The 23,619-nt window shown below is 72.3% G+C and carries 20 protein-coding genes; 9 read left to right on the forward strand and 11 right to left on the reverse strand.

Translation table 11 applies throughout. The features are described 5' to 3' along the window. The first annotated feature begins 31 nt into the window (after positions 1 to 31). Positions 32 to 2,989 carry an aminotransferase gene (locus P8T65_RS43750; protein WP_316730990.1) on the forward strand — a complete coding sequence of 986 codons (2,958 nt, stop codon included), beginning with the start codon at positions 32 to 34 and terminating at the stop codon, positions 2,987 to 2,989. Positions 2,990 to 3,016: 27 nt separating this feature from the next. Here P8T65_RS43750 and P8T65_RS43755 read toward each other — a convergent pair whose 3' ends face one another. Further along, a complete protein-coding gene (locus tag P8T65_RS43755; RefSeq protein ID WP_316730991.1) occupies positions 3,017 to 3,220 on the reverse strand; it encodes a hypothetical protein in 204 nt (67 codons plus the stop codon). A gap of 79 nt (positions 3,221 to 3,299) precedes the next feature. Beyond that, positions 3,300 to 3,788, reverse strand: coding sequence for an Lrp/AsnC family transcriptional regulator (locus P8T65_RS43760; protein ID WP_316730992.1), 489 nt, complete (start codon positions 3,786 to 3,788; stop codon positions 3,300 to 3,302). Between the two features lie 379 nt (positions 3,789 to 4,167). On the opposite strand from P8T65_RS43760, the gene P8T65_RS43765 reads away from it, so the two are divergent. Next, positions 4,168 to 5,661, forward strand: a complete 1,494-nt coding sequence (locus tag P8T65_RS43765) for an FUSC family protein (protein WP_316731919.1) — start codon at positions 4,168 to 4,170, stop codon at positions 5,659 to 5,661. Between the two features lie 339 nt (positions 5,662 to 6,000). Next, on the forward strand, positions 6,001 to 7,053 hold the full coding sequence (locus P8T65_RS43770) for a lactonase family protein (RefSeq protein WP_316731920.1): 1,053 nt from the start codon (positions 6,001 to 6,003) through the stop codon (positions 7,051 to 7,053). A gap of 133 nt (positions 7,054 to 7,186) precedes the next feature. Here P8T65_RS43770 and P8T65_RS43775 read toward each other — a convergent pair whose 3' ends face one another. From P8T65_RS43775 to P8T65_RS43790, 4 genes are all read right to left on the reverse strand, one after another. Further along, entirely contained in the window at positions 7,187 to 8,110 is a 924-nt protein-coding gene (locus P8T65_RS43775) for a sirohydrochlorin chelatase (protein WP_230216784.1), read from the reverse strand. Positions 8,111 to 8,302: 192 nt separating this feature from the next. Beyond that, positions 8,303 to 9,307 carry an N-acetylglucosamine kinase gene (locus P8T65_RS43780; RefSeq protein ID WP_399102622.1) on the reverse strand — a complete coding sequence of 335 codons (1,005 nt, stop codon included), beginning with the start codon at positions 9,305 to 9,307 and terminating at the stop codon, positions 8,303 to 8,305. After that, complete coding sequence (locus tag P8T65_RS43785; RefSeq protein WP_316730993.1) at positions 9,304 to 9,981, reverse strand: uracil-DNA glycosylase; 678 nt, start codon at positions 9,979 to 9,981, stop codon at positions 9,304 to 9,306. Before P8T65_RS43785 ends, P8T65_RS43780 begins: the two co-directional genes overlap by 4 nt. 156 nt (positions 9,982 to 10,137) lie before the next feature. Next, positions 10,138 to 11,223, reverse strand: a complete 1,086-nt coding sequence (locus P8T65_RS43790; RefSeq protein WP_184897973.1) for a sialidase family protein — start codon at positions 11,221 to 11,223, stop codon at positions 10,138 to 10,140. 237 nt (positions 11,224 to 11,460) lie between these two features. Here P8T65_RS43790 and P8T65_RS43795 point away from each other — a divergent pair, with 237 nt between their 5' ends. Next, positions 11,461 to 12,042: a hypothetical protein gene (locus tag P8T65_RS43795; RefSeq protein WP_316730994.1), complete on the forward strand. Its 582-nt coding sequence runs from the start codon at positions 11,461 to 11,463 to the stop codon at positions 12,040 to 12,042. Positions 12,043 to 12,168: 126 nt separating this feature from the next. Here the strand turns inward: P8T65_RS43795 and P8T65_RS43800 are convergent, their stop codons facing one another. Further along, complete coding sequence (locus tag P8T65_RS43800) at positions 12,169 to 12,951, reverse strand: pectate lyase (RefSeq protein ID WP_316730995.1); 783 nt, start codon at positions 12,949 to 12,951, stop codon at positions 12,169 to 12,171. A gap of 43 nt (positions 12,952 to 12,994) precedes the next feature. Beyond that, complete coding sequence (locus P8T65_RS43805) at positions 12,995 to 13,972, reverse strand: polysaccharide lyase family 1 protein (RefSeq protein WP_316730996.1); 978 nt, start codon at positions 13,970 to 13,972, stop codon at positions 12,995 to 12,997. 375 nt (positions 13,973 to 14,347) lie between these two features. Between P8T65_RS43805 and P8T65_RS43810 the strand changes: the two genes are divergently transcribed. Together P8T65_RS43810 and P8T65_RS43815 are read left to right on the forward strand one after the other, a co-directional pair. Continuing rightward, positions 14,348 to 15,628: a PHB depolymerase family esterase gene (locus P8T65_RS43810; protein ID WP_316731922.1), complete on the forward strand. Its 1,281-nt coding sequence runs from the start codon at positions 14,348 to 14,350 to the stop codon at positions 15,626 to 15,628. 314 nt (positions 15,629 to 15,942) lie between these two features. Beyond that, positions 15,943 to 17,247 carry an SGNH/GDSL hydrolase family protein gene (locus P8T65_RS43815; protein ID WP_316731923.1) on the forward strand — a complete coding sequence of 435 codons (1,305 nt, stop codon included), beginning with the start codon at positions 15,943 to 15,945 and terminating at the stop codon, positions 17,245 to 17,247. 63 nt (positions 17,248 to 17,310) lie between these two features. Here the strand turns inward: P8T65_RS43815 and P8T65_RS43820 are convergent, their stop codons facing one another. Beyond that, positions 17,311 to 18,390: an NADH:flavin oxidoreductase/NADH oxidase gene (locus tag P8T65_RS43820; protein WP_316730997.1), complete on the reverse strand. Its 1,080-nt coding sequence runs from the start codon at positions 18,388 to 18,390 to the stop codon at positions 17,311 to 17,313. Positions 18,391 to 18,533: 143 nt separating this feature from the next. Between P8T65_RS43820 and P8T65_RS43825 the strand changes: the two genes are divergently transcribed. Continuing rightward, positions 18,534 to 18,887, forward strand: a complete 354-nt coding sequence (locus P8T65_RS43825; RefSeq protein ID WP_316730998.1) for a helix-turn-helix domain-containing protein — start codon at positions 18,534 to 18,536, stop codon at positions 18,885 to 18,887. A 37-nt stretch (positions 18,888 to 18,924) separates the two neighbouring features. Here P8T65_RS43825 and P8T65_RS43830 read toward each other — a convergent pair whose 3' ends face one another. Further along, a complete protein-coding gene (locus P8T65_RS43830; RefSeq protein ID WP_316730999.1) occupies positions 18,925 to 20,271 on the reverse strand; it encodes an FAD-dependent oxidoreductase in 1,347 nt (448 codons plus the stop codon). Between the two features lie 225 nt (positions 20,272 to 20,496). On the opposite strand from P8T65_RS43830, the gene P8T65_RS43835 reads away from it, so the two are divergent. Beyond that, entirely contained in the window at positions 20,497 to 20,973 is a 477-nt protein-coding gene (locus P8T65_RS43835) for a DUF6214 family protein (protein WP_316731924.1), read from the forward strand. A gap of 33 nt (positions 20,974 to 21,006) precedes the next feature. On the opposite strand, the gene P8T65_RS43840 is transcribed toward P8T65_RS43835, so the two are convergent. Continuing rightward, entirely contained in the window at positions 21,007 to 21,672 is a 666-nt protein-coding gene (locus P8T65_RS43840; protein WP_316731000.1) for a DUF305 domain-containing protein, read from the reverse strand. 194 nt (positions 21,673 to 21,866) lie between these two features. Between P8T65_RS43840 and P8T65_RS43845 the strand changes: the two genes are divergently transcribed. Continuing rightward, complete coding sequence (locus P8T65_RS43845) at positions 21,867 to 23,378, forward strand: hypothetical protein (protein WP_316731001.1); 1,512 nt, start codon at positions 21,867 to 21,869, stop codon at positions 23,376 to 23,378. The last annotated feature ends 241 nt before the right edge of the window (positions 23,379 to 23,619 follow it).

Consider the following 23,619-nt stretch of genomic DNA (forward strand, 5'->3'; position numbering starts at 1 on the left):
CCTGTTCGCTCACACCAGCCGAGGAACCCGCATGCTGCCCGACGAGTACCGCACGATCGACTTCTTCGCCGAGGGCGCCCTTCCCGCACCCCGCATGACGCCGGCCGAGGCCGAGCTCATCGCCGCCGAACACCTCGGCATCACCGCTCGCGCGCAGGCGCTGGGCAGCCAGCAGGACGCCAACTTCCTGCTGCACGCCGACGACGGGACGCCCGCGACGATCCTGAAGATCGCCAACCCCGCCTTCTCCACGGTGGAGATCGACGCCCAGGACGCGGCAGCCGACCTGATCGCCTCGGCCCGCCCGGAACTGCGCGTCGCCACCGTCCTGCGCCGCCCCGACGGCTCCCCGCTGCGCACGACGGTGGACACCGAGAACGGTCCGGCCGTCGCGCGCCTGCTGCGTCACCTGCCCGGCGGCACGCTCTCGGGACCGCGGCACCTCTCACCCGGCACCGTGGCGGGCATGGGCACGATCGTCGGAAAGGTCAGCACGGCCCTGCGCGACTTCCGGCACCCGGGCCTGGACCGCGTGCTCCAGTGGGATCCGCAGCACGCCGATCGCGTCGTCGCCAAGCTCGCCCGGCACATCGGCGAACCCGACCGGCGCGCCGCCGTGCAGACCGCGACCGCCGAGGCCTGGGCCCACGTCCACAAGCTCGCCGCCACGCTGCCGTCGCAGGCCGTGCACCTGGACCTCACCGACGACAATCTGATCCGCTGCCCCGACAGCCGTCCGACCGTGCCGGACGGGGTCATCGACTTCGGCGACGTGACCACGAGCTGGGCGGTCGGCGAACTCGCCGTGTCACTGTCCTCGATGCTCCACCACGACGGCATCGAGCCTCACCACGTGCTGCCGGCCGTCCGCGCCTTCCACGCCGTTCGGCCGCTTTCCCCCGAGGAGGCCGAGGCGGTGTGGCCGCTCGTGGTCCTGCGCGCCGCCGTCCTGGTGGCCAGCGGGTGGCACCAGGCCGCCGTCGACGAGGACAACTCCTACGCCACGGACGCGCTCGACCACGAGTGGCGCATATTCGAGCAGGCCACCCGGATGCCCCTGCCGGTGATGAGCCACCTCATCCGGGAGGCGACCGGCATGGCCGACGTGCCTGCCCGGACCGCGCAGGCCGACGTCCCGGCGCACCCTCTCCTGCGGGACCTCGCCGCCGACGACATCACCCTCCTCGACCTGTCCGCCGATGCCGATGCCATGGACCACGGAGCCTGGACCGACCCCGCCACCGAGGCCCGGCTGGTGACGTCCGCGCTCGCGGACGGAGCGGCCGCCGTCGCCACCCGGTACGCCCATGCGCGACTCACCGGGACACCGGCGCTGTCGGCGGAGTCCCCCGCCACGGTGCCCACCGGGATCGACCTCTGGCTCGGCCGGGACGCCGTGCTCCAGGCGCCCGCCGCGGGGAAGGTCCTCGCCGCGGCGCCGGGTCACGTGGAACTCACCTACGGTGCGCAGGCGCTGTCGCTGTCCTTCTCCCGCGAGATCCAGCCCGTGGTCACCACCGGTGCGACGGTGCGGGCGGGCGAGGACATCACCCACCTCTGCTCCGGTGCCTCCCTCCACATCGCGCTGCGCGACACCGACGGCCCCGCCGCACCGTGCCTGGTCCGTCCCGAGTACGCAGCCGGCTGGCTCGCGCTCACCGCCGACCCCGCTCCACTCCTCGGCCTCGCCGCCGAATCCGACCGTACGCGCGAGAGGGACCTGCTCGACCGGCGTGACGCCGCGTTCGCTTCCGTGCAGGAGCACTACTACGCCGACCCCCCGCGTATCGAACGTGGTTGGCGCCACCATCTGCTGTCCGCCGACGGCCGGTCCTACCTCGACATCGTCAACAACGTCACCCCGCTCGGCCACGCCCACCCCCGCGTCGAGCGGGCGGTCTCCCGGCAGTTGCGGCGGCTCAACACCAACTCGCGCTTCCACTACGCCTCCGTGGTGGAGTTCAGCGAGCGCCTCGCCGCCCTCCTCCCCGATCCTCTGGACACGGTGTTCCTCGTCAACTCCGGTTCGGAGGCGGTGGATCTGGGCCTTCGCCTGGCCATCGGGGCCTCCGGAAGGCCCGACGTCGTCGCACTGCACGAGGCGTACCACGGCTGGACGTACGCCTCCGACGCGGTCTCCACCTCGCTCCAGGACAACCCGAACGCCCTGGCCACCCGCCCGAGCTGGGTGCACACCGTGGACTCGCCCAACTCCTACCGCGGCCGCCACCGCGGACCGGATGCCGCGCGCTACGCGCCCGAGGCCGTCGCGGTGATCGACGAACTGGCCGCCGCCGGCCGCCCGGCGGGAGCGTTCATCGGCGAGACCTTCTACGGCAACGCCGGAGGAGTCGCCCTTCCCGAGGGTTATCTCGCCCAGGTGTACGCGGCGGTACGCCGTCACGGCGGCTTGGCCGTCGCCGACGAGGTGCAGGTCGGATACGGCCGCCTGGGACACTGGTTCTGGGGCTTCGAGCAGCAGCAGGCCGTCCCCGACATCGTCTGTGTCGCCAAGGCCATGGGCAACGGACACCCCCTCGGCGCCGTCATCACGTCCAGGGCGGTCGCGGACCGCTATCGCGACCAGGGCTACTTCTTCTCCTCCACGGGCGGCAGTCCCGTCTCCAGCATCGTGGGCCTCACCGTTCTGGACACCCTGCGCGACGAGGACCTCCAGGGCAACGCGGCGCGTGTCGGCGGCCATCTGAAGAGCCGGCTCGAGGCACTGGCCGACCGTCACGGCATCATCGGCGCCGTCCACGGCTCGGGCCTCTACCTCGGCCTCGAACTCGTCCGGGACCGCGTCGGCCTGGAACCCGCCACGGAGGAGACCGCCGAACTCTGCGACCGCATGCTCGACCTCGGCGTGATCGTCCAGCCCACCGGGGACCACCTCAACATCCTCAAGATCAAGCCACCGCTGTGCATCGACACCACCGCGGCCGACTACTTCGCCGACATGCTCGACCTGGCCCTCACCCAACTCTGACGAGGACCATCCGCTGGGGGTGCGCGGTTACCGGGTCCGGGATGGTCCCGAGCCAGGCCGAGGCGCATCCGGGCCGGCGGAGCCCATGCAGTCGGGGCCGAGGACCGCGGCTGCGAAGTCCTCGGCGTTCCGGTGCGACTCCCGTACGGCGGCCGGGCCGTCGGCTCCGGGTTCGATACCGAGGCCGGGGACCACGAACGACTCCACGCCGAGCGCGAGAGCGTCCCGCATGCTCGCCGCGATGGTCGCCGGGCCCACGGCGAGACCGAAGTGCCACGAGTAGTGCTCGTGAACGCCATGATGTCATCGATCAGTTGCGGGCCGACCGGGCCACCGCCGAGCCGATCGACTCCACCAACGGCGACAGCCGGTACGGCACCCGCTCCCGCAGTGCCACCTCCGTACGGGTGCGCACCACGCCCGGCAGACTGATCAACGCCTGGATGACGTCCTCCAGATGCGCGTTGTCCCGCGCCACGACCCTGGTCAGGAGATCGCCGCCGCCCGTGATCGAGAACGCCTCGATGATCTCCGGTACGGCCGCCAGCGCGTCACCCACGTCGTCCAGATGCCCCTGGGTGACCTCGATGTGCACGAAGGCCAGCACCGGGTGGCCGAGCGCGGCGGGGGAGAGCGAGGGACCCGTGCCGGTGATCACACCGTCCCGTTCCAGCCGGTCGAGACGGGCCTGGAGCGTGCCCCGGGCGATGCCGAGGACGCGGGCGTACTCCCGCACGCTGGTGCGCGGCTGCTCCAGCAGCAGCCGCAGGATGCGGGTGTCGAGTTCGTCCACGGCCATGGCCCACCGGCCTCCCTGCGTCGTGCGGTGATCCTGAGAACTGTACCGATGGCCCAGTGAACCGCGCCTCGCCCCGACCACCGCACCCGCAGGTCCACGGCTCGACGCGAGTGATCCGTTGGCCCACCGACTGCCGACCGAGAACCTCCCGGGCTGTACCAATGGCTCAGCCCCGAGAGGCTCAGTTGAGCCATGGGGGCCAGGGGTGCTACCTCTGCCGTATCCACGTAACTCAGGGCGCCGTGCGGTGCCGGAGCGGCGACGAGGCCGGATCCGGAGCGCGGCGCCTTCGCCGTGCCCGCCGTCCGCCGGAGACCCCGGCTCTGTCGCGGGCGGGGCGGGCACCACGGCAAGGGGGCGGCACACGGTCATGAAGAGGATGTTCACGGCTCCCGATCCGGGGCTCCTGCGGCTGCGGAACGCACTGCGTGCCGTCATCGGCGTGGGCGCCGCCGTCGCCGCGTCCGAACTGTGCGGTCTCCCGCTCCCCGCGTCGATCACCGGGGGCCTCGCGGCCCTGCTCGCCCTGTTCACCGTCACCGACGCGAGCGTCCCCGCCCAGCGGATCACCACCGCGCTCCTGCCGGCGGCCGGGTATCCCGTCCTCGCCCTGGCCGCCGTCCTGCACGACGTCACGGCCGCCCGGGACGCGGCGTTCGTGGCCACCGTCCTCTGCGGTGTCTACGCCCGCCGCTGGGGGCCGCGCGGCCAGGCGCTCGGGATCTTCGCGTTCATGAGCTACTTCGTGGCGCAGTTCCTGCACACCGTCCCCGGGGACCTGCCCGGGCTGTACGCCGCCATGACCCTCGCGCTGCTCGTCGCGGGCGTGGTGCGCTTCGTGCTGTGGCCGGTCGAGCGTGCCCTCCCGCCCGTCGCGGTCCCCGCCGGGCCGCCCGGAACGGGGCTGGCGCGCCCGACCACCCGACAGGCGTGCCAGGCCGCGGTCGCCTGCGGCTTCGCCCTGCTCGTCGGACAGTTCCTCTCCGAGGACCGCTGGTACTGGGCCGTCGGCACCGCCTGGTGGATCTTCGTCAACACCGCCTCCCGCGGCGAGACCCTGGTCCGAGGCTTCCGCCGCGTCCTCGGAACCGTGATCGGCGTCGCCGTCGGTCTGCTCGTCGCCGTCCCGCTGGACGGGGCGCCCGTGCCGTCGGCCGCGTTCGTCGCGCTCTGCGTCTTCGGGATCTTCTACACGGCGGCTGTCTCGTACTCCTGGATGATGCTGGCCGTCACCGTCATGGTCAGCCTTCTCTACGGCCTGCTCGGTGTGCTGGACGCGGGTCTGCTCGCGCTGCGTCTCGTCGAGACGGGGGTGGGCGCGGTGTGTGCCATGCTGGCCGTGGTCCTCGTCCTGCCGGTCACGACGCACGCGACCAACGACGCCTGGATCCAGCGGGCCCTGCACTGTGTGCACGCCGCCGCGGTCGCCACCGCCGCACGGCTGGAGGGCGTCCCCGGGGCCGACCCGGCTCCCCACGCCGCCGAGCTGGAACTGCTGTTCGGTCGGGCGCGGATGGCGCTCGCTCCGCTGGTCCATCCCCTGAACCCCTTCCGCGCCCGCAAGGCGCGCGCCCGCGCGGCCCTCCGGCTCCTCGACGACTGTGTGGGCGAGGTGCGTGCCCTGGTCTCCGCCACCGCCGACCCGGTCGGTTCGCGCGAGGCCTGTCTGATCGCCGCCTGCTGGAGGGTGAAGGCCGCGGTGGAGGCCCTGACCACCCCCGGTGGACACGCGTCCGCGCACCGGCCGAAGGCGGAGCTCTCCCCCGCGGAGGCCGGGACCGCCCTGGTGCACCTGCACAACCTGGAGAGGGCGCTGTCGGACCTGGCGATGCCGCTCGGAGCGGCCGCGGCCTCACGCCCGGCCACCCCCTGACCGACGGCCCTTCACCAAGAACCCCCGTGCCCCTGCAAAGGGGCGCGCGGAACTGCGCGAGAAGTCCCACCGTCCCGCGGACGAACCGAAAGTGATCGACGCCGAAAGCGATCGACGCCGAGGGGGCGCAGCCCCGAGGCGGGTACGGGCAGGGGCGCCCCCCCCGCGCGTCGTGGGCGGTCGCGCACGGTGGGGCCGAGGGCGATCCCGGGGCGCACGCGGCAGCGCGCACGCCACCCCGAGGACTTTGGTCTAGACCTACTGCTAGGGTCACCCCGCACACCGGACGAGCGGGAGGGGACGGCAGTGACGACGGAAGTGGGCGCGGACGGCGGCTCGATGGACGCGGGCCAGGCGACCGGGCCGCGACGGCGGGCGTACATCGGGTCGTTCACATCGGCGGGAGGCCCCGGCGTCCTCGTCGCCGAGGTCGACGACGGCAGCGGCGCGCTCACCGTCGTGGGCGGCGCGGATGACGTCCGCGACCCGAGCTACCTAGCCCTCGCACCGGACGGGCGCACTCTTTACGCGGTCAGCGAGCGCTCCGAGGGAGCGGTGGCCGCCTATCGGGTGACGGGCGACAAGCCCGAGTTGACCGGGCCCCCGGTGGCGGTCGGGGACGGCCCCACCCATCTCTCCCTGTTCGCCGGTCACGTCCTGACCGCCGACTACGGCTCCGGCAGTGTCACCGCCGTCCGGCTGCGCCCCGACGGCACCCTCGCGGCCCCCGCCTCCGGGACCCTCCGGCACGCCGGGGCCGGCACCGGCCTCCGCGGCCGACGGAAGCCGCGCGCCCACCAGGTGGTGCCCGAGCCGTCAGGCCGCCGGTTCCTCGCCGTGGACCTCGGCACGGACTCGGTGCGGGTGTGCGCGCTGCGGGACGGCGTCCCCGTCGCGCACCACGAGACGGCGCTGCGGCCGGACTCGGGGCCGCGTCACCTCGCCCTCCACCCGGGCGGACCGGACGGATCGTACGTCTATGTGCTGAACGAACTGTCGCCCACGGTCACCGTGTGCCGCTGGAACGCCCCTGACGGCCCGCTGGAGCCGCTGGGGGAGACCCCGGTGCTCTCGCACGCTCCGGAGGCCGACGCGTACCCCTCGGGACTCGCTGTGTCCCCCGACGGCCGCTTCGTGTGGACGGCCACCCGCGGCACGGACGTGCTCTCCGTGCTCGCGGTCGAGGGCGACGGACTGCGCCTGGTCACGACCGTGGACTGCGGCGGCCACTGGCCCCGTGCCCTCACCTACGCGGCAGGCACGCTGTACGTCGCCAACGAGCGCTCCGGCGACGTCACCTGGTTCACGGTCGACCCGCACACCGGCCTGCCGGTGCGGGCCGGCTCGATCGAGGTGCCCGCGGCCTCCTGCGTCGTCCTGGGAACCCTCTAGCCCGGCGGGATCCCGCGGCCCACCGAGGCCGTCCTTCCGAGAAGTCGCGCGCGGTACGCGTACGGCCGAGGGCCCGCTCCTGCGAGAGGAGCGGGCCCTCGGCCGTACGGGTCACGGTCCGGGCGCGCCTGACTCAGCGGACCGGCATGCCCTGCGGCTGCTGCGGCGCGATGCCGAGCGCCGTCGTGTACTTGCCGAGCGCCAGCTTGCCGATCGCCGGGTAGGGACCGAGCGCCTCGGCGGCGGAGCACCCCGCCTCCTTCGCGGCCGCCTCGATCAGACCGGCGTCGATCTCCGGCCCTATCAGGTACGGGGCGAGCGCCAGCTGCTGCGAGCCCGAGGAACGCAGCTGCTCGGCCACGGAGGTGATGGAGCCCTCCTGGTCGAGCGCGGCGGCCATCACCGGCACGGCGAGCCGCGCGGCCAGCAGCATGCCCGTGATCCCGGCGGCCTGCACGGCCTCCTCGCCGCCCACGGTGGCGAGGACGATGCCGTCCGCGGCGGTGGCGACGGTGAACAGCCGGGCCCGGTCGGCACGTGCCAGTCCCGCCTCGGACAGGCGCACGTGCAGCGCCTCGGCGAGCAGCGGGTGCGGGCCGAGGACGTCGGTCAGCTCGGCCGCGATACGGCTCTCCATGACCGCCTGGCGGACCTGGCGGAGCGTGGCGCTGTCCGGACCGGCCAGCAGGGGCACGACGACGGCGACGGGGCCGTCCGGCTCCTTGACGTCCAGGCCGGCGGCGCGCGCCTGCTCGTAGCGGGCGGTGCGCTCCTCGGCGGCGTGCGTGAGCACCGACTGCAGCGTGGGGAACTCGTCGGCGCCACCGTCGACGTAACCGATGCGGGCGTCGAGGCCGGGCAGCTCGGAGCGCGCGATGCTCACGACCTCCTCGGCGAGGCTGCGCGTGGCGGCGCTGGGCGTGCCCGGCACCGCGAGGACGAGCGCGGGCGCGCCCTCGGGAGCCGCCAGCGGCTCGGGACGGCGGTGCCGCCCGGGCTGGCGGGGTCGCGGCATTCGTACAGGCAGGCCGGACGCGGGCCCAGTGGGGGAGCTCATGGCGCCGCATGTTACTGGCTTCTTGGGCTCCCCTGTTCGGGGAGGGTGCAGGTGAGCGGTATCCGTCCTGATTTGTCTGATGAGTTACGTGCCGATCAGGACCGATCGATACCGCATTTATCTGCTGAGCGGTGCACTTGGGTGACCCGACCACGCTTGTCCGACAGGCTGGATTACTCCCTGTTTCAGGTACTATTTTTCGGCCATCACGTACAACATCCGCTCGTCGTACGGCAACCCGGGCCCGTCGACCGCCAACGCCGACGCGATACGCACGGCACCGAGGAGCGGATCCCCCTCCGCCGGCACCAGCGGCGCGTGCGGCAGCCGCGCGGCCAACTCCGCCTCCAACGGGACCAGGAGCGGGGCGCCCAGCTTGAACAGACCGCCGGTCAGGGCCACTCGGGGCCCGCCGGAGGTCGGGCAGACGGCGGCCGCGGCGTCGGCCATGTGCCGGGCCGCCTCGCGCAGGACCGCGGCCGCGACCGGGTCGTCCCCGGCGCAGGCGGCCACCTCGGGCGCGAACGACGCGAGGACCGCCGGACGGTCGGCCCTCGGGTAGATCCGGCCGGGAATCCCGGCCGGCGGGCCGAACACCTCCTCCGCGCGCGCCAGCAGCCGGGCCGAACCGCCGTCCCGTCCGTCGTGCGCCCGCATCGCCGCCTCCAGCCCGGCCCGCCCGATCCACGCGCCGCCGCCGCAGTCCCCGAGGAGATGGCCCCAGCCGTCCGCCCGACGCCACGCGGTCAGATCCGTACCGATCGCGATCAGTCCCGTACCGGCGGCGATCACCGCGCCCGGCCGTGCCCCGAGGGCGCCGGTGTAGGCGGTGACCGCGTCGGCCACCAGCGCGACCCGGCGAACCCCCCACTCGCGCGTGAGCGCGGACGGCAGCTCGGCGCGCAGCCGCTCGCCGAGCGAGGCGAACCCGGTGGCTCCGACGGCCACCGCCACCGGCCGCGCGCACCCGGCGTCGGCGAGCAACCGCCCCGCCATCGGCAGCAGCAGCTCCAGCAGATGGCCTGCGTCGACACCGCCCGCGCCGGTCCGCACCGCCTCCCCGCACACCGCCGGCTCCCCGAGCATCTCGGTGCCCCGGGCCAGCACCGCCCGCAGTCCGGAGCCTCCGGAGTCCACCGCGAGCACGACCGGTGCCTGGTCCTCCGGGGGCCGGAAGGGCGCGGGGCCGCCGGTCACGGCAGACGCCAGTCCACGGGAGCGCCGCCCTGGCGGACCAGATGGTCGTTGGCACGGCTGAAAGGGCGGGAGCCGAAGAAGCCACGGTCGGCGGACATGGGGGAGGGGTGGGCGGACTCGATGGACGGGAGGTCGCCGAGGAGCGGGCGGAGGTTACGGGCGTCACGGCCCCAGAGGATCGACACCAGAGGTCGCCCGCGCGCGGCCAGCGCGCGTATCGCCTGCTCGGTGACCTCCTCCCAGCCCTTGCCCCGATGCGCCGCCGGCTTGCGCGGAGCGGTGGTCAGCGCTCTGTTGAGCAGCAGCACGCCCTGCCGGGTCCAGGGCGTCAGATCACCGTTGGACGGCTGCGCGTGCCCCAGGTCGGTGGTGAGTTCCCGGTAGATGTTGAGGAGGCTGCCCGGCAGCGGTCGCACGTCCGGCGCGACGGAGAAGGAGAGCCCCACCGCGTGTCCCGGGGTCGGATAGGGGTCCTGCCCGACGATGAGGACGCGGACGTCGTCGAAGGGCTGTTGGAAGGCCCGCAGGACGTTCGGTCCGGCCGGGAGGTAGGTCCGGCCGGCGGCGATCTCCGCGCGCAGGAAGTCGCCCATCCCGGCGATCCTTCCGGCCACCGGTTCCAGGGCCTTCGCCCAGCCCTCTTCGACGATTTCGTTCAACGGTCGTGGTGCCACGGCGTCACCCTACTGCCGTAACGGCCATGACGATCAACCGGCGGTCGCCGGGCGATCGAAGATGACCGTTACGGTGCCGAACGAGACCGTCCGCAGGGCGACTTGACGGACGGCAGGGGCTACTCGTGGACGCCGCCGACACCCCTCCCCTGCCGCTCAGCCGACGACCGCCGCGCGCACGCACAGAACGTCCGGCAGATGTGACGCCAACTGCCGCCAGCTGTCGCCGTCGTCGGCCGACGCGTACACCTCACCGTTGCGGTTGCCGAAGTACACGCCCGCCGGGTCGGCGTCGTCCGTGCACATCGCGTCGCGCAGCACTGTGCCGTAGTGGTCCGCCGTCGGCAGGCCCGCCGCCAGCGGCTCCCAGCTCTTGCCCGCGTCCGCCGTGCGGAAGACCCGGCAGCGGTGGTCGGCCGGGACACGGTCCGCGTCGGCGTTGATCGGGAAGACGTAGGCGGTGTCCCCGCGGTGCGGATGGGCCACCGCGGCGAAACCGAACGTGGAGGGCAGACCCGCGCCGATGTCCTCCCAGTGCGCTCCCGCGTCGTCACTGCGGTACACGCCCCAGTGGTTCTGGAGGTACAGCCGGTCGGGGGTCACCGCGTCCCGGGTCACCTTGTGCACGCACTGGCCGAACTCCGGGTCCGGGTCCGGCAGGAACACCGCCGAGACACCGGAGTTGGAGGGGGACCAACTGGCCCCGCCGTCCTCGGTGCGGAACACCCCGGCGGCGGAGACGGCCACGGTCAGCGCGCGCGGATCGCGCCGGTCGGTGAGGATCGTGTGCAGTCCCTCGCCCCCGCCGCCCGGGGCCCACCTGTCGCGCGTCGGGTGCTCCCACAGCGGCCGTACCAGCTCGAAGGTCTCGCCTCTGTCCTCCGAGCGGTACAACGCGGCCGGTTCCGTGCCCGCGTACACCACGTCCGGTTCGGCCGCCGAGGGGTGCAGCTGCCAGACCCGCTCCAGCGAGGCGCCGGTGTCCTTGGGGAACTTGACCGCGGGCCGGGTGGGTTCGGTCCAGGTGCGGCCGAGGTCGTCGGAGTGGAAGACGGAGGGTCCCCAGTGGGCGCTGTCGCCGCCGACCAGCAGCCGCGGGGTCTTGGAGCGGGTGTCGATGGCGACCGCGTAGATCGCCTGCGCGTTGAAGTACGGCGTCTCGTCGAACTCCCAGGCGGCACCCCGCCGCCGTCCGATGAACAACCCCTTGCGTGTGCCCACGGTGAGCAGTACCTCGGCCATCCCGGCCACCTCCCGGACATCGTCGTCCCCAGTCACCGGCCAGTCTGCACCCCGCCACTGACAGTCACCCCTCGAAACGGCTCCGCCGCAGGTCAGCGGGCGCGGGAGGGGCCGGCCGGGCGGCCGGTGCCGATCGAGGCCGGCGGGGGTGACCCACGTCGCATGAGCGGGCCGGGAGCCGCCGCCGTATGGGAGAGCGGTCCGGCAGTCCTGCGTGTGCGAGGGAGGGTGCCCCCGATGGTGGCATTCCGTGGTCCGAAGGTGTGGCTGTGGCGATGGCGGCGCAACCCGCTCAGACGGCGCAGCGATCGGCTGGAGTCCTGGGTCGTGCTGATCGCCTGGGCGCTGACACTGTTCGGCGGGGTGGCCGCGGGCCTCCTGGCCGCCGACTCCGTGGAGTCCGGCCTCGCCCGGCAGCGCGCCGAGTGGCGCCCGGTCGGCGCGGTCCTCACGGAGGACGCGCCCGAGCCGTCCGGGCAGAGCGGTACGGCCCCGGAGAAGGTGTGGGCGAAGGTCCGCTGGACCGCGCCGGACGGTTCCGAGCACGAGGGCCAGGCCCGGGTCGACCCCGCCGGCCTGATGGGAGAGCCGGTCACCGTCTGGACGGACGCCGAGGGGCTGCTGGTCACCAAGCCCGCCAGTGAGTCCCAGGCCCGGTTCCGCGCCGCGCTGGTGGGCGGTTTCGCGGGTCTGTTCGTGGCGTCCGTGCCCTTCGTGGGCGGCCGGCTGGTGCGCGGCCGGATGGAACGGCGGCGGATGGACCAGTGGGACGTGGAGTGGGAGCGGATCGGTCCGCTCTGGGAGCGCAAGATCTGGTGAGCGTGAGCGCGGGCGGGGCGTGGACGTGACGGCGATCGTCCCGCGCGAGGCCGACGGCCGGACGAGGCCCGTGGGGGGGGGCTCCGTCCGGCCGCCGGGGGACTCACCGGTGGGTGACGAGCGCCGTCACCGGTAGGTGATGTCCGAGGTGGAGTACTTGCAGTTGGTGCTGTCGGGGCCGGTGCCGACAGCGGTGTTGTTGTTGTACTTCTGGCAGGGGATGACCTTGCGGCCGCTGTCGTTGAGGATCGTGATGCCCCGCAGGGTCGCCACGTCGCCCCGGTTGACGTTGATGCCGACCAGCCGCGCTGTGGAGCCCGTCCCGGTCACCTCGATGTTGCTGAGGTTCACCTTGCGGGTGTACTGCGTCGAACAGTCGCCGCAGGACCGGTACAGCGTCTTGAACTCGCTGACCGCGAAGTTGGAGATGTTCAGGGTGCCGGGCCCGTTGTGCTGGAAGACCTTGTCGGCCGCCTTCCTGGCGCCGCCGCCGGTCACCGTGTAGGTGGAGCCGCCGCGAAAGGTCGCCGCGTCCTCGCCGACGTCCTCCCACCAGACGTTCTGCAGGGTGCAGTTGCCCTCGCAGTGGATGCCGTCGGCGCCGGGCGCGCCGATGATGACGTTCTTGAGCGTCGCGCCGGCCGCGAGCTTGAAGATCGGGTCCTGGCCCTCCTCCTGCCCGTCGCCGGCCAGTGCGCCGCTGCCGTAGTAGCGGACCATGCCGCCGTCGCGGGTGCCCGACACCGAGATGGTGGAGGAGACCGGCTGACTGCCGTTGGCGGACGGCCAGGTGGCGGCGTTCGCCGGGGTGGCACCACTAGTCATGATCATGCCAAATGAGAGGCTGAACGCGGCGAACGTGCCGGTCAGTGCGCGCGTGCGGGCACGCGGACGTGCTGCAGAAGTCATGTCCCGATTCCTTCTGTCCGAGCGGATGGGGGGTGGCGGGTTCTCAGAGTTGCCCGGCGCCCGCACCCGAGGTCACCGAGGCGACGACGGAGGAGGCGGGCTCGGCGCTGTAGCCGTAGGGCGGGGTGGTGAAGCTCCCCACCCGGGAGATCTCGGTGGCGGCCCCACCGAGGTCGTTGCCGCGCAGATTCGCGTAGCCGTCCACGTCGCTGCTGCGGTTCGTGGTGACCGCGACTCCCGTGTTGCGGAAGACGTTGTTCTCCGCGAGCATCTGGGCGCCCATGCGCGAGTGGCAGGCGGTCTCGGCGCCGTTCACGTAGTTGTTGTAGAAGTGCCCGGTGCCGAAGCGCAGGCTCGGGATGCGCGAGTGCACGTTGCTGAAGTGGTTGTGGTGGTACGTCACCCTCAGGCGGCCGGTGTCCTCGGAGGCGTTGTTGTCGCTGTGCCCGACGAGCGAGCCCTTGAAGTGCTCCCTGAAGGTGTTCCACGACACCGTCACGTTGTCGGAACCGTGGTTGATGTCCAGCAGACCGTCGTAGTGGTCCTTGTCGTGATTGCGGTCCGCCGAGAAGGAGTTGTGGTCGATCCACACCCTCGTGGACTCCTGGACGGTGACCCCGTCGGCGGGCGCCACCGGCTTGCTGATGTTCAGGTTGCGGACGACGACATTGGTCTCCTCCTTGATGCGCAGGCCGCCGCCGGTGAACCCGGAGGACGAACCCACGCCCAGCACCGTCGTGTTGGAGCCGATGTCGACCTGGCCGCTGAGCGAGATCAGGCCGTTCACCCGGACGACCTTCGCCGCGTTGCCGGTGACGGCGCTCTGGAACGCGGCGAGCGTGGAGACCGTGACCGCGGAGGCGCCGCCGCCGCCGGTGGTCCCGGCACCGAAGCCGATGGGCGAGGTCTCCGCCGCGCCCGCCGCCTGCGGCAGGGCGAGCACGGCGGTCGTCGCCAGCGCGGCGGCCGCGGCCACCAGCGCCGATCTTTGCGCGTGTGTACGTGGGGGGACGGTACGCATGCGGGTGCGTCCCTTCAGGGGAGAGCTGATGGCCATATACATGAATCACGTTCACTGTTCTGATCAGGACGTACCAATGCTAGGGAGCTGTGCCGCGATTGGTTCACATCACTGAACGGAAAGTAGAGGGCAAGCGCTTTCTGGTCAACGCTTTGCGCAAAAGACGTTGGGTCGGCCCAGGTGGGAGGCGGTCACCCGGGCCGGACGGGTGCGGCCGACGGATCCGGGGTCGGCGGGAGCGAATTCTTTCGACGGGTGGGAGCGCTTCCATGGCCTCCATGTCCATGTCACGATGCCCTTCCCGCCGACCTCACGGGAAGGCACAACGACGTGACCCCCACCCCCCGCCACCGCACCCGCGGACCACGGCGTCCGATGTTCGTCGCGCTGCTGGGAGCGCTGACGGCGCTGCTCGCCGCCACGCTCCTGACCGCCCCCGCGGCCGCCGCCGCGGACATGGGAACCGAGGCCGCCCCCCGGGCCGCACTCACCGAGATCACCGGCTTCGGCACCAACCCCAGCAACCTGCAGATGTACCTGTACGTGCCGCAGAACGTGACCGCGAAGCCGGCGATCGTGGTGGCCGTGCACTACTGCACCGGCTCGGGACCGGCGATGTACAACGGCACCGAGTACGCCTCGCTGGCCGACCGCCACGGGTTCATCGTCGTGTACCCGTCCGTCACCCGGAGCAGCAAGTGCTTCGACGTGGCCTCCCCGCAGGCGCTGACCCGGGGCGGCGGCAGCGACCCCGTGGGCATCAAGTCCATGGTCGACTGGACCGTCCGCACCTACGGCGCCGACACCGACCGGATCTTCGCCACCGGTATCTCCTCCGGCGCGATGATGACCAACGTCCTCCTCGGCGACTACCCCGACGTGTTCGCCGCCGGCGCCGCCTTCGCGGGCGTGCCCTTCGCCTGCTTCGCCACCACCAACGGCTCCGAGTGGAACAGCGACTGCGCGAACGGCACCGTCGTCCGCACCCCGCAGGCGTGGGGCGACCTCGTCCGCGGTGCCTACCCCGGCTACACCGGGCCCCGGCCGCGTATGCAGGTCTGGCACGGCACCACGGACGACGTGCTGCGCTACCCCAACTTCGGCGAGCAGATCAAGCAGTGGACCAATGTGCACGGTGTCGGCCAGACACCGGCCACCACCGACTCGCCCCAGTCCAACTGGACCCGCACCCGCTACGGCGGCACCGGTGACCGCGCCCCCGTCGAGGCCGTCAGCCTCCAGGGCACCGGCCACAACGTCTACGCCTGGGGCATGGGCGAGCGCGTGCTCACCTTCTTCGGCCTGGGCGGCTCCGGCCCCGCGCCCCAGCCTCCGGCCGGCCCCTGCAAGGTGACCGTCACCACCAACGCGTGGAGCAACGGGCTGACCGCCTCGGTGACCGTCACCAACACCGGTACGACGGCGGTCAACGGCTGGAAGCTGGGATTCACCCTGCCCTCCGGACAGACCGTCACCAACGGCTGGGGCGCGACGTACAGCCCGGCGAGCGGCGCGGTGACGGCGACGAACGCCACGTACAACGCCGCGATCGCACCCGGAGCGAGCGTCAGCATCGGCTACCAGGCCACCCACACCGGCAACAGCGCGGCCCCCTCGGCGTACACGCTCAACGGGACGGCGTGCACGACGGGTTGACGCGTGCGGGCGGGGCGGGTTGACGCGCGCGGGAAGGGCTCGGCTCGGGGCGGCGGCGCACCGGGTGGACCCGCCCGAAGCGCCGTCGGCCGGGGTTCTCCCCGCTCCGGGCGGACCCCTCACCGCCCCGGGCGCACACCGGCCACGCGTGCGCCCGGACCACGTGTCCGACCTCCCGGCCCCGGTCCGCCCGATTCAACCTGGTCGCCCGGCCCCTGCCCGCTTCCGCCCCCTTTCTCAGAGAGGCACCGTCCTTGCACCCGATCGACAGCCCTCAGCCCGTTCGGCCGACCGGCAGGGCGCCGTTCGCCGCCGTGCTCGGCGTCTGTGTCCTCGCCCTGGCCCTCATCGTGGCCTCGTCCGCCGTGGTCGCCCTGGTCAGGAGCCCGCACCGAGCCGACGGGACCGGCGCCGGTGACACGGCGACAAGCGCCCGGCACTGGGTGAACACCTGGTCCGCGATGCCGCAGCTCACCGAGCCGCACAACATGCCGCCCGCGCCGTTCACCGGGGACCGGGCCGTGCTGGTCGACACCACCCTGCGGCAGACCGTGCGCGTCACCACCGGCGGCGACCGCCTCCGGCTGCGCTTCTCCAATGCCTTCGGCGGCAGCGCGCTGCCTCTGACCGCCGTACGGGTGGCCCTTCCGCTGGACGGGCGGGCGGGGGTCGGCGCCATCGAACCCGGCACCTCCCGGCCGGTGACGTTCAGCGGGCGGAGGTCCACGACCGTGCCGGTCGGCGCCCAAGTGGTCTCGGACCCGCTGGACTTCGCGCTGAGGCCCGGCACCAACCTCACCGTGACGGCGTACCTCGCCGAGGGACAGGCATCCCTCGCCCTCACCTCGCACCCCGGCTCCCGCACCACCTCCTACCTCTTGCACGGCGACCACACCGAGGACGCGGACCTGTCCGGCGCGACCCCGACCAACCACTGGTACCTGCTCAGCGACGTCGAGGTGCTGTCCCGGCCCGCCACGACCGCCGTCGCCGTCCTCGGCGACTCGCTCACCGACGGCCGGGGCTCCACCACCAACGGCAACAACCGCTGGCCGGACCAGCTCTTCGACCGGCTGCAGCGGCAGCCCGGCACCCGGCACATCGCCGTGGTGAACCAGGCGGCGGGCGGCAACCGCGTCCTCAACGACGGGCTCGGGCCGGGCGCCCTCGCCCGCCTGGACCGCGACGTCCTGGCCCACAGCGCGGTCGGACAGCTCATCGTCTTCGAGGGCGTCAACGACCTGGGCACCGCCGAGGCCACCCCCGCAGCCCAGCAGCGCGTCGCCGCCGACCTCATCGCCGGCTACGAGCAGATCATCGTCCGCGCCCACGCGCAGGGCATCCGCGTGTACGGCGCCACCCTGCTGCCCTTCGGCGGCAACACCCCCTACGACGACGCCGCCGGGCACCGCGAGGCCGCGCGGCAGACCGTCAACGCCTGGATCCGCGGCAGCGGCCGCTTCGACGCCGTCCTCGACTTCGACCGCGCGGTCCGCGACCCCGCCGACCCGAGCCGCCTCCTGTCCGGCCTGCACGACGGCGACTGGCTGCACCTCAACCCGGAGGGCTACCGGCTCCTGGCCGAGGCGGTCCCGGCCCGGCTGCTCCGGCGGGGCTGACCGGCACGCGGGACATCCGTACCGGTGGCCCCGGCGTGCACCCGTACGGTGCCCCGGGCCGGCCTAGACCGAGCGGTGGTACTGCTCGGGGACACGCACCTCGCCCCCGAGTTCACGGGCCGCCTGCCGGGCCCAGGAGGGGCTGCGGAGCAGTTCCCGGCCGAGCAGGACCGCGTCGGCCTCGCCGTTGGCGAGGATCTTCTCGGCCTGCTCGGCCTCCGTGATCAGACCGACCGCGGCGACGGGCAGCGCGCTCTCGTTCCTGACCCGGGCGGCGAAGGGCACCTGGTAGCCGGGGCCGACGGGGATGCGGACCCCGGGGGCGTTGCCGCCCGAGGAGACGTCCAACAGGTCCACGCCGTGCGCCTTCAGCTCGGCGGCCAGCCGGACCGTGTCGTCGGCGGTCCAGCCGCCCTCCTCCAGCCACTCGGTGGCGGAGACCCGGAAGAACAGCGGCTTCTCCGTCGGCCACACGTCCCGTACCGCGTCGACGACTTCGAGCGCGAGACGGGTCCGGTTCTCCCACGAGCCGCCGTAGGAGTCGGTGCGCCGGTTGGAGTGCGGGGAGAGGAACTCGTTGATCAGATAGCCGTGGGCGCCGTGGATCTCGACGACCTCGAACCCGGCGGCCAAAGCCCTGCGGGCCGCCTCCGCGAACTGCCCGACGACGTCACGGATCTGATCGACCGTCAACTCGTCCGGTACCGGGTGCCGTTCGTCGAAGGCCAGCGCGCTGGGCGCGACCGGCTGCCAGCCGTGCGCGTCCGTGCCGACCGGCGCCCCGCCCCGCCACGGCTGATCGGTCGAGGCCTTGCGCCCCGCGTGCGCGAGCTGCACGGCCGGCACTGTCCCCTGCCCCTTCAGGAACCCGGTGATCCGGCGGAACGCCTCGACCTGGGTGTCGTTCCAGAGGCCGAGGTCGTACGGCGAGATGCGGCCCTTGGGGGAGACGGCGGTCGCCTCGACGATGATCAGGCCCGCGCCGCCGGTGGCGCGCGCCGCGTAGTGCGCGAAGTGCCAGTCGTTCGGGGCGCCCGCCAGGGGGCCCTCGGGCGCGGCCGAGTACTGGCACATCGGGGGCATCCACACCCGGTTCGGGATGGTCAGCTCACGCAGGCGGTAGGGCTCGAAGAGCGCGCTCACGGCGACTCCAATCGTCACGGGATGCCGTCACGGAACGGACGGTGTACGGCTCGTACGATAGTCATCGTAGTACGGTGGATGTCAAACTACGATAGGTCTCGTACAATAGGTTCGACCTGAAGGCCCGACGCAGTGGAGCCGCCGTGACCTCGCCCGCCGTCAGCAGCCGCGACCTCCCGCACCCGGCTCGTGCGGAGATCCGGCTGGAGTCCGTGCTGCACGCGCTCTCCGACCCCATGCGGCTGCGCATCGTGCGCGAACTCGCCGCCGACAGCGACGAGCTCTCGTGCTCGTACTTCGACCTGCCCGTCACCAAGTCCACGACCACCCACCACTTCCGGGTGCTGCGCGAGAGCGGGGTGATCCGGCAGGTCTACCGGGGCACGGCCAAGATGAACGGTCTGCGCCGGGACGACCTCGACGGCCTCTTTCCGGGGCTCCTCGACACCCTCGTCGACGCCGCCGCCCGGGAGGCCGCCCGCCTCGCGGCCGACTGAACCCACGACGAACGCCGACCGAACCCGCCCCCGCCCCTCAGGGCGCGGCGCCACCGCGCGCGGCCGTCATCAGGGACTCCCAGTCGGGGATCTTCACCACGCCTCTGCCCAGGGAGGCCCCCAAGGCCGCCTCGGCCCTCTCTATCGACTGCCAGCCGGACCACTCGACCGGGTCGGAGCCCGCTGCCCGGAGCAGCGCCACCGGGTCGTCCGGCAGGCTCCTGGCCGCCAGCTCCGGCGCGTCCTCCAGCAGTGAGGTCGCCGTCTCCTTCGCGCAGGGTCGGTTGGTGCCGATCACTCCGGTGGGGCCGCGCTTGATCCAGCCGGCCACGTACTCGCCCGGGGAGGGCGCCCCGTCGCGGAGCACGCGTCCGGCGGCGTGCGGGACCGTGCCGTGGACCGGGTCGAAGGGGAGGCCGTCGACCGGGACACCCCGGTAGCCGACCGAGCGGAGGACCAGCTGGGCCTCGATCACCTCGTACCGTCCGGTGCCGCTCACCCCGCCGTGGCCGTCGGGCTCCGTGCGCTCCAGACGTACGCCGCGGACGCGGTCCCCGTCGGCGAGAATCTCGACGGGCCGCAGGAAGAAGCGCAATCGGATGCCGTGGCGGCCGGCCGGGGCGGGCGCGGTGGCCCAGCCGCGCAGCACCTCGACGTTGCGGCGCTGCGGGGCGGGCAGGGACGAGGGGTCGACATAGCCGGGGTCCAGCTCCAGTTCGGCCGGGTCGACGGTCACCCGGGAGTCCGGGAGGGTGCTCAGCTCGCGCAGCTCCTTGGTGGTGAACCGGGCCTGGGAGGGGCCCCGGCGGCCCACCATGTGCACGCGGGTGACCGTGCCGGCGGCGAGGGAGTCCAGGGCGGCCTGCGGCATGTCGGTGGGCGTCAGCTCGGTCGCCCCGCGCGCGAGCATCCGCGTGACGTCCACCGCCACGTTGCCCACCCCGACGACGACGGCGGTGCGTGCCCCGGCGAGGAAGCCGTCGGTCACCGCGTCCGGGTGCGCGCTGTACCAGGAGACGAACTCCGTCGCCGACCAGCTGCCGCGCAGGTCCTCGCCCGGGATGCCGAGCCGTCTGTCCGTCGCGGCGCCCACGCAGTACACGACCGCGTGGTACAGCTCCCGCAGCCGGGCGACGGGTACCCCGTCCGCGCCCACCCGGACGCCGCCGAGGAACCGCACCCGTTCGTGCTCCAGCACGGTCCGCAGATTGTTCTGCAGCGACTTGATCTTCTCGTGGTCCGGGGCCACCCCGTAGCGCACCAGGCCGTACGGGCACGGCAGCCGGTCCAGCACATGGACCTGCACCCCCGGGTCCTGCTGGACGAGGCTCTGGGCGGTGTAGCACCCGCTCGGCCCCGAACCGACGACGGCGACGCGCAGCACGGCGGAACTCCTTGCGCGAGGAGATGCGCTGATGCCTCAAGGATCCCACCGCCGGGCCCGCCGGGGGAGGGGCGGGAAGCGAGGGCGGGGTGCTGCGCCGTCGGGGTGCCGTGCGTTCCCGGCACGCGTGGCTGGCCGCAGAGAATGTGATCATGCGTTTACGTTGCGTGGGTGCTGGAAGCATCCTTTCTGAATCTCTCCGACCGCCACTGGCAGGACGGCGCGGTGTCCGTGCGGCCCGCGTGGGAAGTGCAGGAGCACGACGGCGCCACGGCCTGGTTCAACGCCCGGCTCTCGTTCCCGGACGGTGCCGGGGTCGAGGTTCTCGCCGTGGTCTGCGGGGGCCGGCTGTCGCTGGAGGACGTACGCGCCCAGCCACCGCTGTCCCTGGACGACCTCGCGGAGCTCGCCGACTGGATCGAGGGTCCGCTGTTCGAGGTGTGCGGCACGGTGCCGGACCTCGTCGAGGAGGAGCCGCCGCGGACCCCGTACGGGCCCGGGCGGCGGGCCCGGCCCGCGTGGCCGTGCGGTGTGGAGGGGCGGCGGCTGGTGGCCGAGGAGTATCTCGCCGCGCAGCGGTGCGGCTACGACCCGGTCCTCGCGGTGATGTGCGCGACCGGGCACAGCCGCCGCAAGGCGCTGCGGCTGATCGCCGGGGCGCGTGACGAGGGCCTGCTCGGCCCCCGTCACGCCCGCCGCTGAGTGTGGGGCCGGGAGCCCGGGGAGGGCGGCCGGTCACTGCGTCAGGTCGCGCATCCGGCTGATCTCCGTGGTCTGCTGGGCGATGACGTCGTCGGCCATCTCCTCGATCAGGATGTTGTTGCCCTGCGCCTTCACATCCGTGGCCATGGTGATCGCTCCCTCGTGATGGGTGATCATCAGTTTCAGGAACAACTGGTCGAACTTCTTCCCGTCGAGCGTGCCGAGTTCCTTCAGCTGGGCCTCGGTCGCCATGCCGGGCATCGTGTCGTGGTCGTGCGAAGTGTCCTGCCCGTCGTCGCCGTTGGCCTTCAGCCACCCCTCCATGGCCTCGATCTCGGGCTTCTGGGCGGCCGAGATGCGCTCGGCGATGCGCTTCACCTGGGTCGACTTCGCGTGGTCGGGCGCGAGTTCGGTCATCTCCAGGGCCTGGGCGTGGTGCTGGATCATCATGCGGGCGTAGTCGAAGTCCGCGGAATTCGGGGAGTCGTCCTCCGCCCGCTGCTTCTCGACGTCTTCCGGTGACAGGGTTCGAGCGGCCTCACCGGGTTTTCCGGGCGCGATCACCGCCGGTCCGCTCGACCCGCCCGAGCCGCCGTCGGGGGCCGCCTCGGTCCCCGAGTCGCAGCCCGCGAGCGCCAGCAGAGCGACCGTCAGCGAGGCCGTGACCAGCGGCGCGCGGGATGTGCGGCGAACGAGCACAGTGACCTCCTGGGGCACAGCAACGGGCGTACACCTCGTGAGTGTTGACGAATGTTCCTAACACGCTTTCGCGTGCGGGTGATCAAATTTGTTCGTTACAAGTACATTGCCGTCTGTTGATCTGTGCATGATGAAGACGATACTGCGGAGGTGCTCGAACCGTTCAACTGCGAACGGCCACAAGGGAGGACACAGTGACCCTGTTGAACAACCTTCGGACGCGGCGCAGACGTCTGGGAGTCGCCGCGACTGCGGCCGGCCTCCTGGCCGCGTTGCTCACCGCCGGTCCGGCGGCCGCGATCCCCGACCCCGGGGACTCGCCCGCCGTGCGGGAGAAGGTCTCCAAGAGCGATGCCGCCGAGGCGCGGGAGGCGATAGCCTCCGGCGAGATCCCCGGCCAGGACGAGATCGTCCACTCCAGCAACATCCAGCACCTGACCAACATCCCCAAGGATGCGCTGCCGGGCACCAACTCGGACCTCGCCTTCCAGGGCAAGTACGCCTACGCCGGCAACTACGACGGCTTCCGCGTCTTCGACATCAGCAACCCGAAGGCGCCGAAGACGGTCGCCCAGGTCCTCTGCCCGGGTGCGCAGAACGACATCTCCGTCTCCGGGAACCTGCTGTTCCTGTCCACGGACTCCTCGCGCAGCGACAACTCCTGCAGCAGCACCACGCAGCCCGCGACCGAGAAGTCGTCGTGGGAGGGCATGAAGATCTTCGACATCAGCGACAAGGCGAACCCGAAGTACGTCGCCGCCGTGGAGACGCCCTGCGGCTCGCACACCCACACCCTGGTGCCCGAGCACAGGAACATCTACGTCTACGTCTCCTCGTACTCGCCGAACGCCGCGTTCCCCGACTGCCAGCCCCCGCACGACGGCATCTCCGTCATCAAGGTGCCGCGCAAGTCCCCGGAGAAGGCGGCCGTGGTGGGCTTCCCGGTGCTGTTCCCCGGTGAGGGCCCGGACGGCGGCGGCAACCCGGGTTCACCCACGAACCCCGGTGTCTCCAAGACCACCGGCTGCCACGACATCACGGTGCTGCCGTCGAAGGACCTCGCCGCCGGCGCGTGCATGGGCGACGGCATTCTGTTCTCCATCAAGGACCCGGAGAACCCGAAGGTCATCGACCAGGTCCAGGACAACGTGAACTTCGCGTTCTGGCACTCGGCCAGCTTCAACCAGAAGGCGAACAAGGTCGTCTTCACCGACGAGTTGGGCGGCGGCGGCGCGGCCACCTGCAACGAGGCGATCGGCCCGAACCGCGGTGCCGACGGCATCTACGACATCGTCGGCAAGGGCGACAAGCGCAAGCTCGTCTTCAAGAGCTACTACAAGATCCCCCGCCACCAGGCCGACACCGAGAACTGCGTCGCCCACAACGGCTCGCTGATCCCGGTCCCGGGCAAGGACATCATGGTCCAGGCGTGGTACCAGGGCGGTGTCTCCGTCTGGGACTTCACCGACTCCTCCAAGCCCAAGGAGATCGCGTACTTCGAACGCGGTCCGATCTCCACCACCACCCTGGTGGGCGGCGGCTCCTGGTCGGCGTACTACTACAACGGCTACATCTACTCGAACGACCTCGTGAAGGGCTTCGACGTCCTGAAGATCAACGACAGGCGGACGGACCCGGCCAAGTGGGTCCACCTGCGTGAGCTCAACGTCCAGACGCAGCCGGACTACTTCGGCTTCAACTGGTAGGAGGCAGCGGCACCGAGGCCGCCACCGCGGTCAAGTAACCCGTTCCGCCGGGCCCTTCGGGGACCGGCGGGACACCGCGCTCCCCGGCGTCCGCATCGACCGGGGCACCCTGCGAGGACATCCTGTAACTCCCGAGCCGGCGGACGATCGGCGAACTATACTCAGCGCCTCCGGGCGGCGCCCCTGTGTGCGCCCGCCCGGCCGTTGTTCGTCCCGGGCCGCACGGGGGACGGTCCGGGAC

Source organism: Streptomyces sp. 11x1 (assembly GCF_032598905.1).
GTDB lineage: Bacteria > Actinomycetota > Actinomycetes > Streptomycetales > Streptomycetaceae > Streptomyces.

Bases quoted from the DNA above. Each gene is read 5' to 3' on its own strand.
- P8T65_RS43750 (WP_316730990.1), top strand. From the start codon at position 32: ATGCTGCCCGACGAGTACCGCACGATCGACTTCTTCGCCGAGGGCGCC.
- P8T65_RS43755 (WP_316730991.1), bottom strand. From the start codon at position 3,220: ATGCGGGACGCTCTCGCGCTCGGCGTGGAGTCGTTCGTGGTCCCCGGC.
- P8T65_RS43760 (WP_316730992.1), bottom strand. From the start codon at position 3,788: ATGGCCGTGGACGAACTCGACACCCGCATCCTGCGGCTGCTGCTGGAG.
- P8T65_RS43765 (WP_316731919.1), top strand. From the start codon at position 4,168: ATGTTCACGGCTCCCGATCCGGGGCTCCTGCGGCTGCGGAACGCACTG.
- P8T65_RS43770 (WP_316731920.1), top strand. From the start codon at position 6,001: ATGGACGCGGGCCAGGCGACCGGGCCGCGACGGCGGGCGTACATCGGG.
- P8T65_RS43775 (WP_230216784.1), bottom strand. From the start codon at position 8,110: ATGAGCTCCCCCACTGGGCCCGCGTCCGGCCTGCCTGTACGAATGCCG.
- P8T65_RS43790 (WP_184897973.1), bottom strand. From the start codon at position 11,223: ATGGCCGAGGTACTGCTCACCGTGGGCACACGCAAGGGGTTGTTCATC.
- P8T65_RS43795 (WP_316730994.1), top strand. From the start codon at position 11,461: ATGGTGGCATTCCGTGGTCCGAAGGTGTGGCTGTGGCGATGGCGGCGC.
- P8T65_RS43800 (WP_316730995.1), bottom strand. From the start codon at position 12,951: ATGACTTCTGCAGCACGTCCGCGTGCCCGCACGCGCGCACTGACCGGC.
- P8T65_RS43805 (WP_316730996.1), bottom strand. From the start codon at position 13,972: ATGCGTACCGTCCCCCCACGTACACACGCGCAAAGATCGGCGCTGGTG.
- P8T65_RS43810 (WP_316731922.1), top strand. From the start codon at position 14,348: ATGTTCGTCGCGCTGCTGGGAGCGCTGACGGCGCTGCTCGCCGCCACG.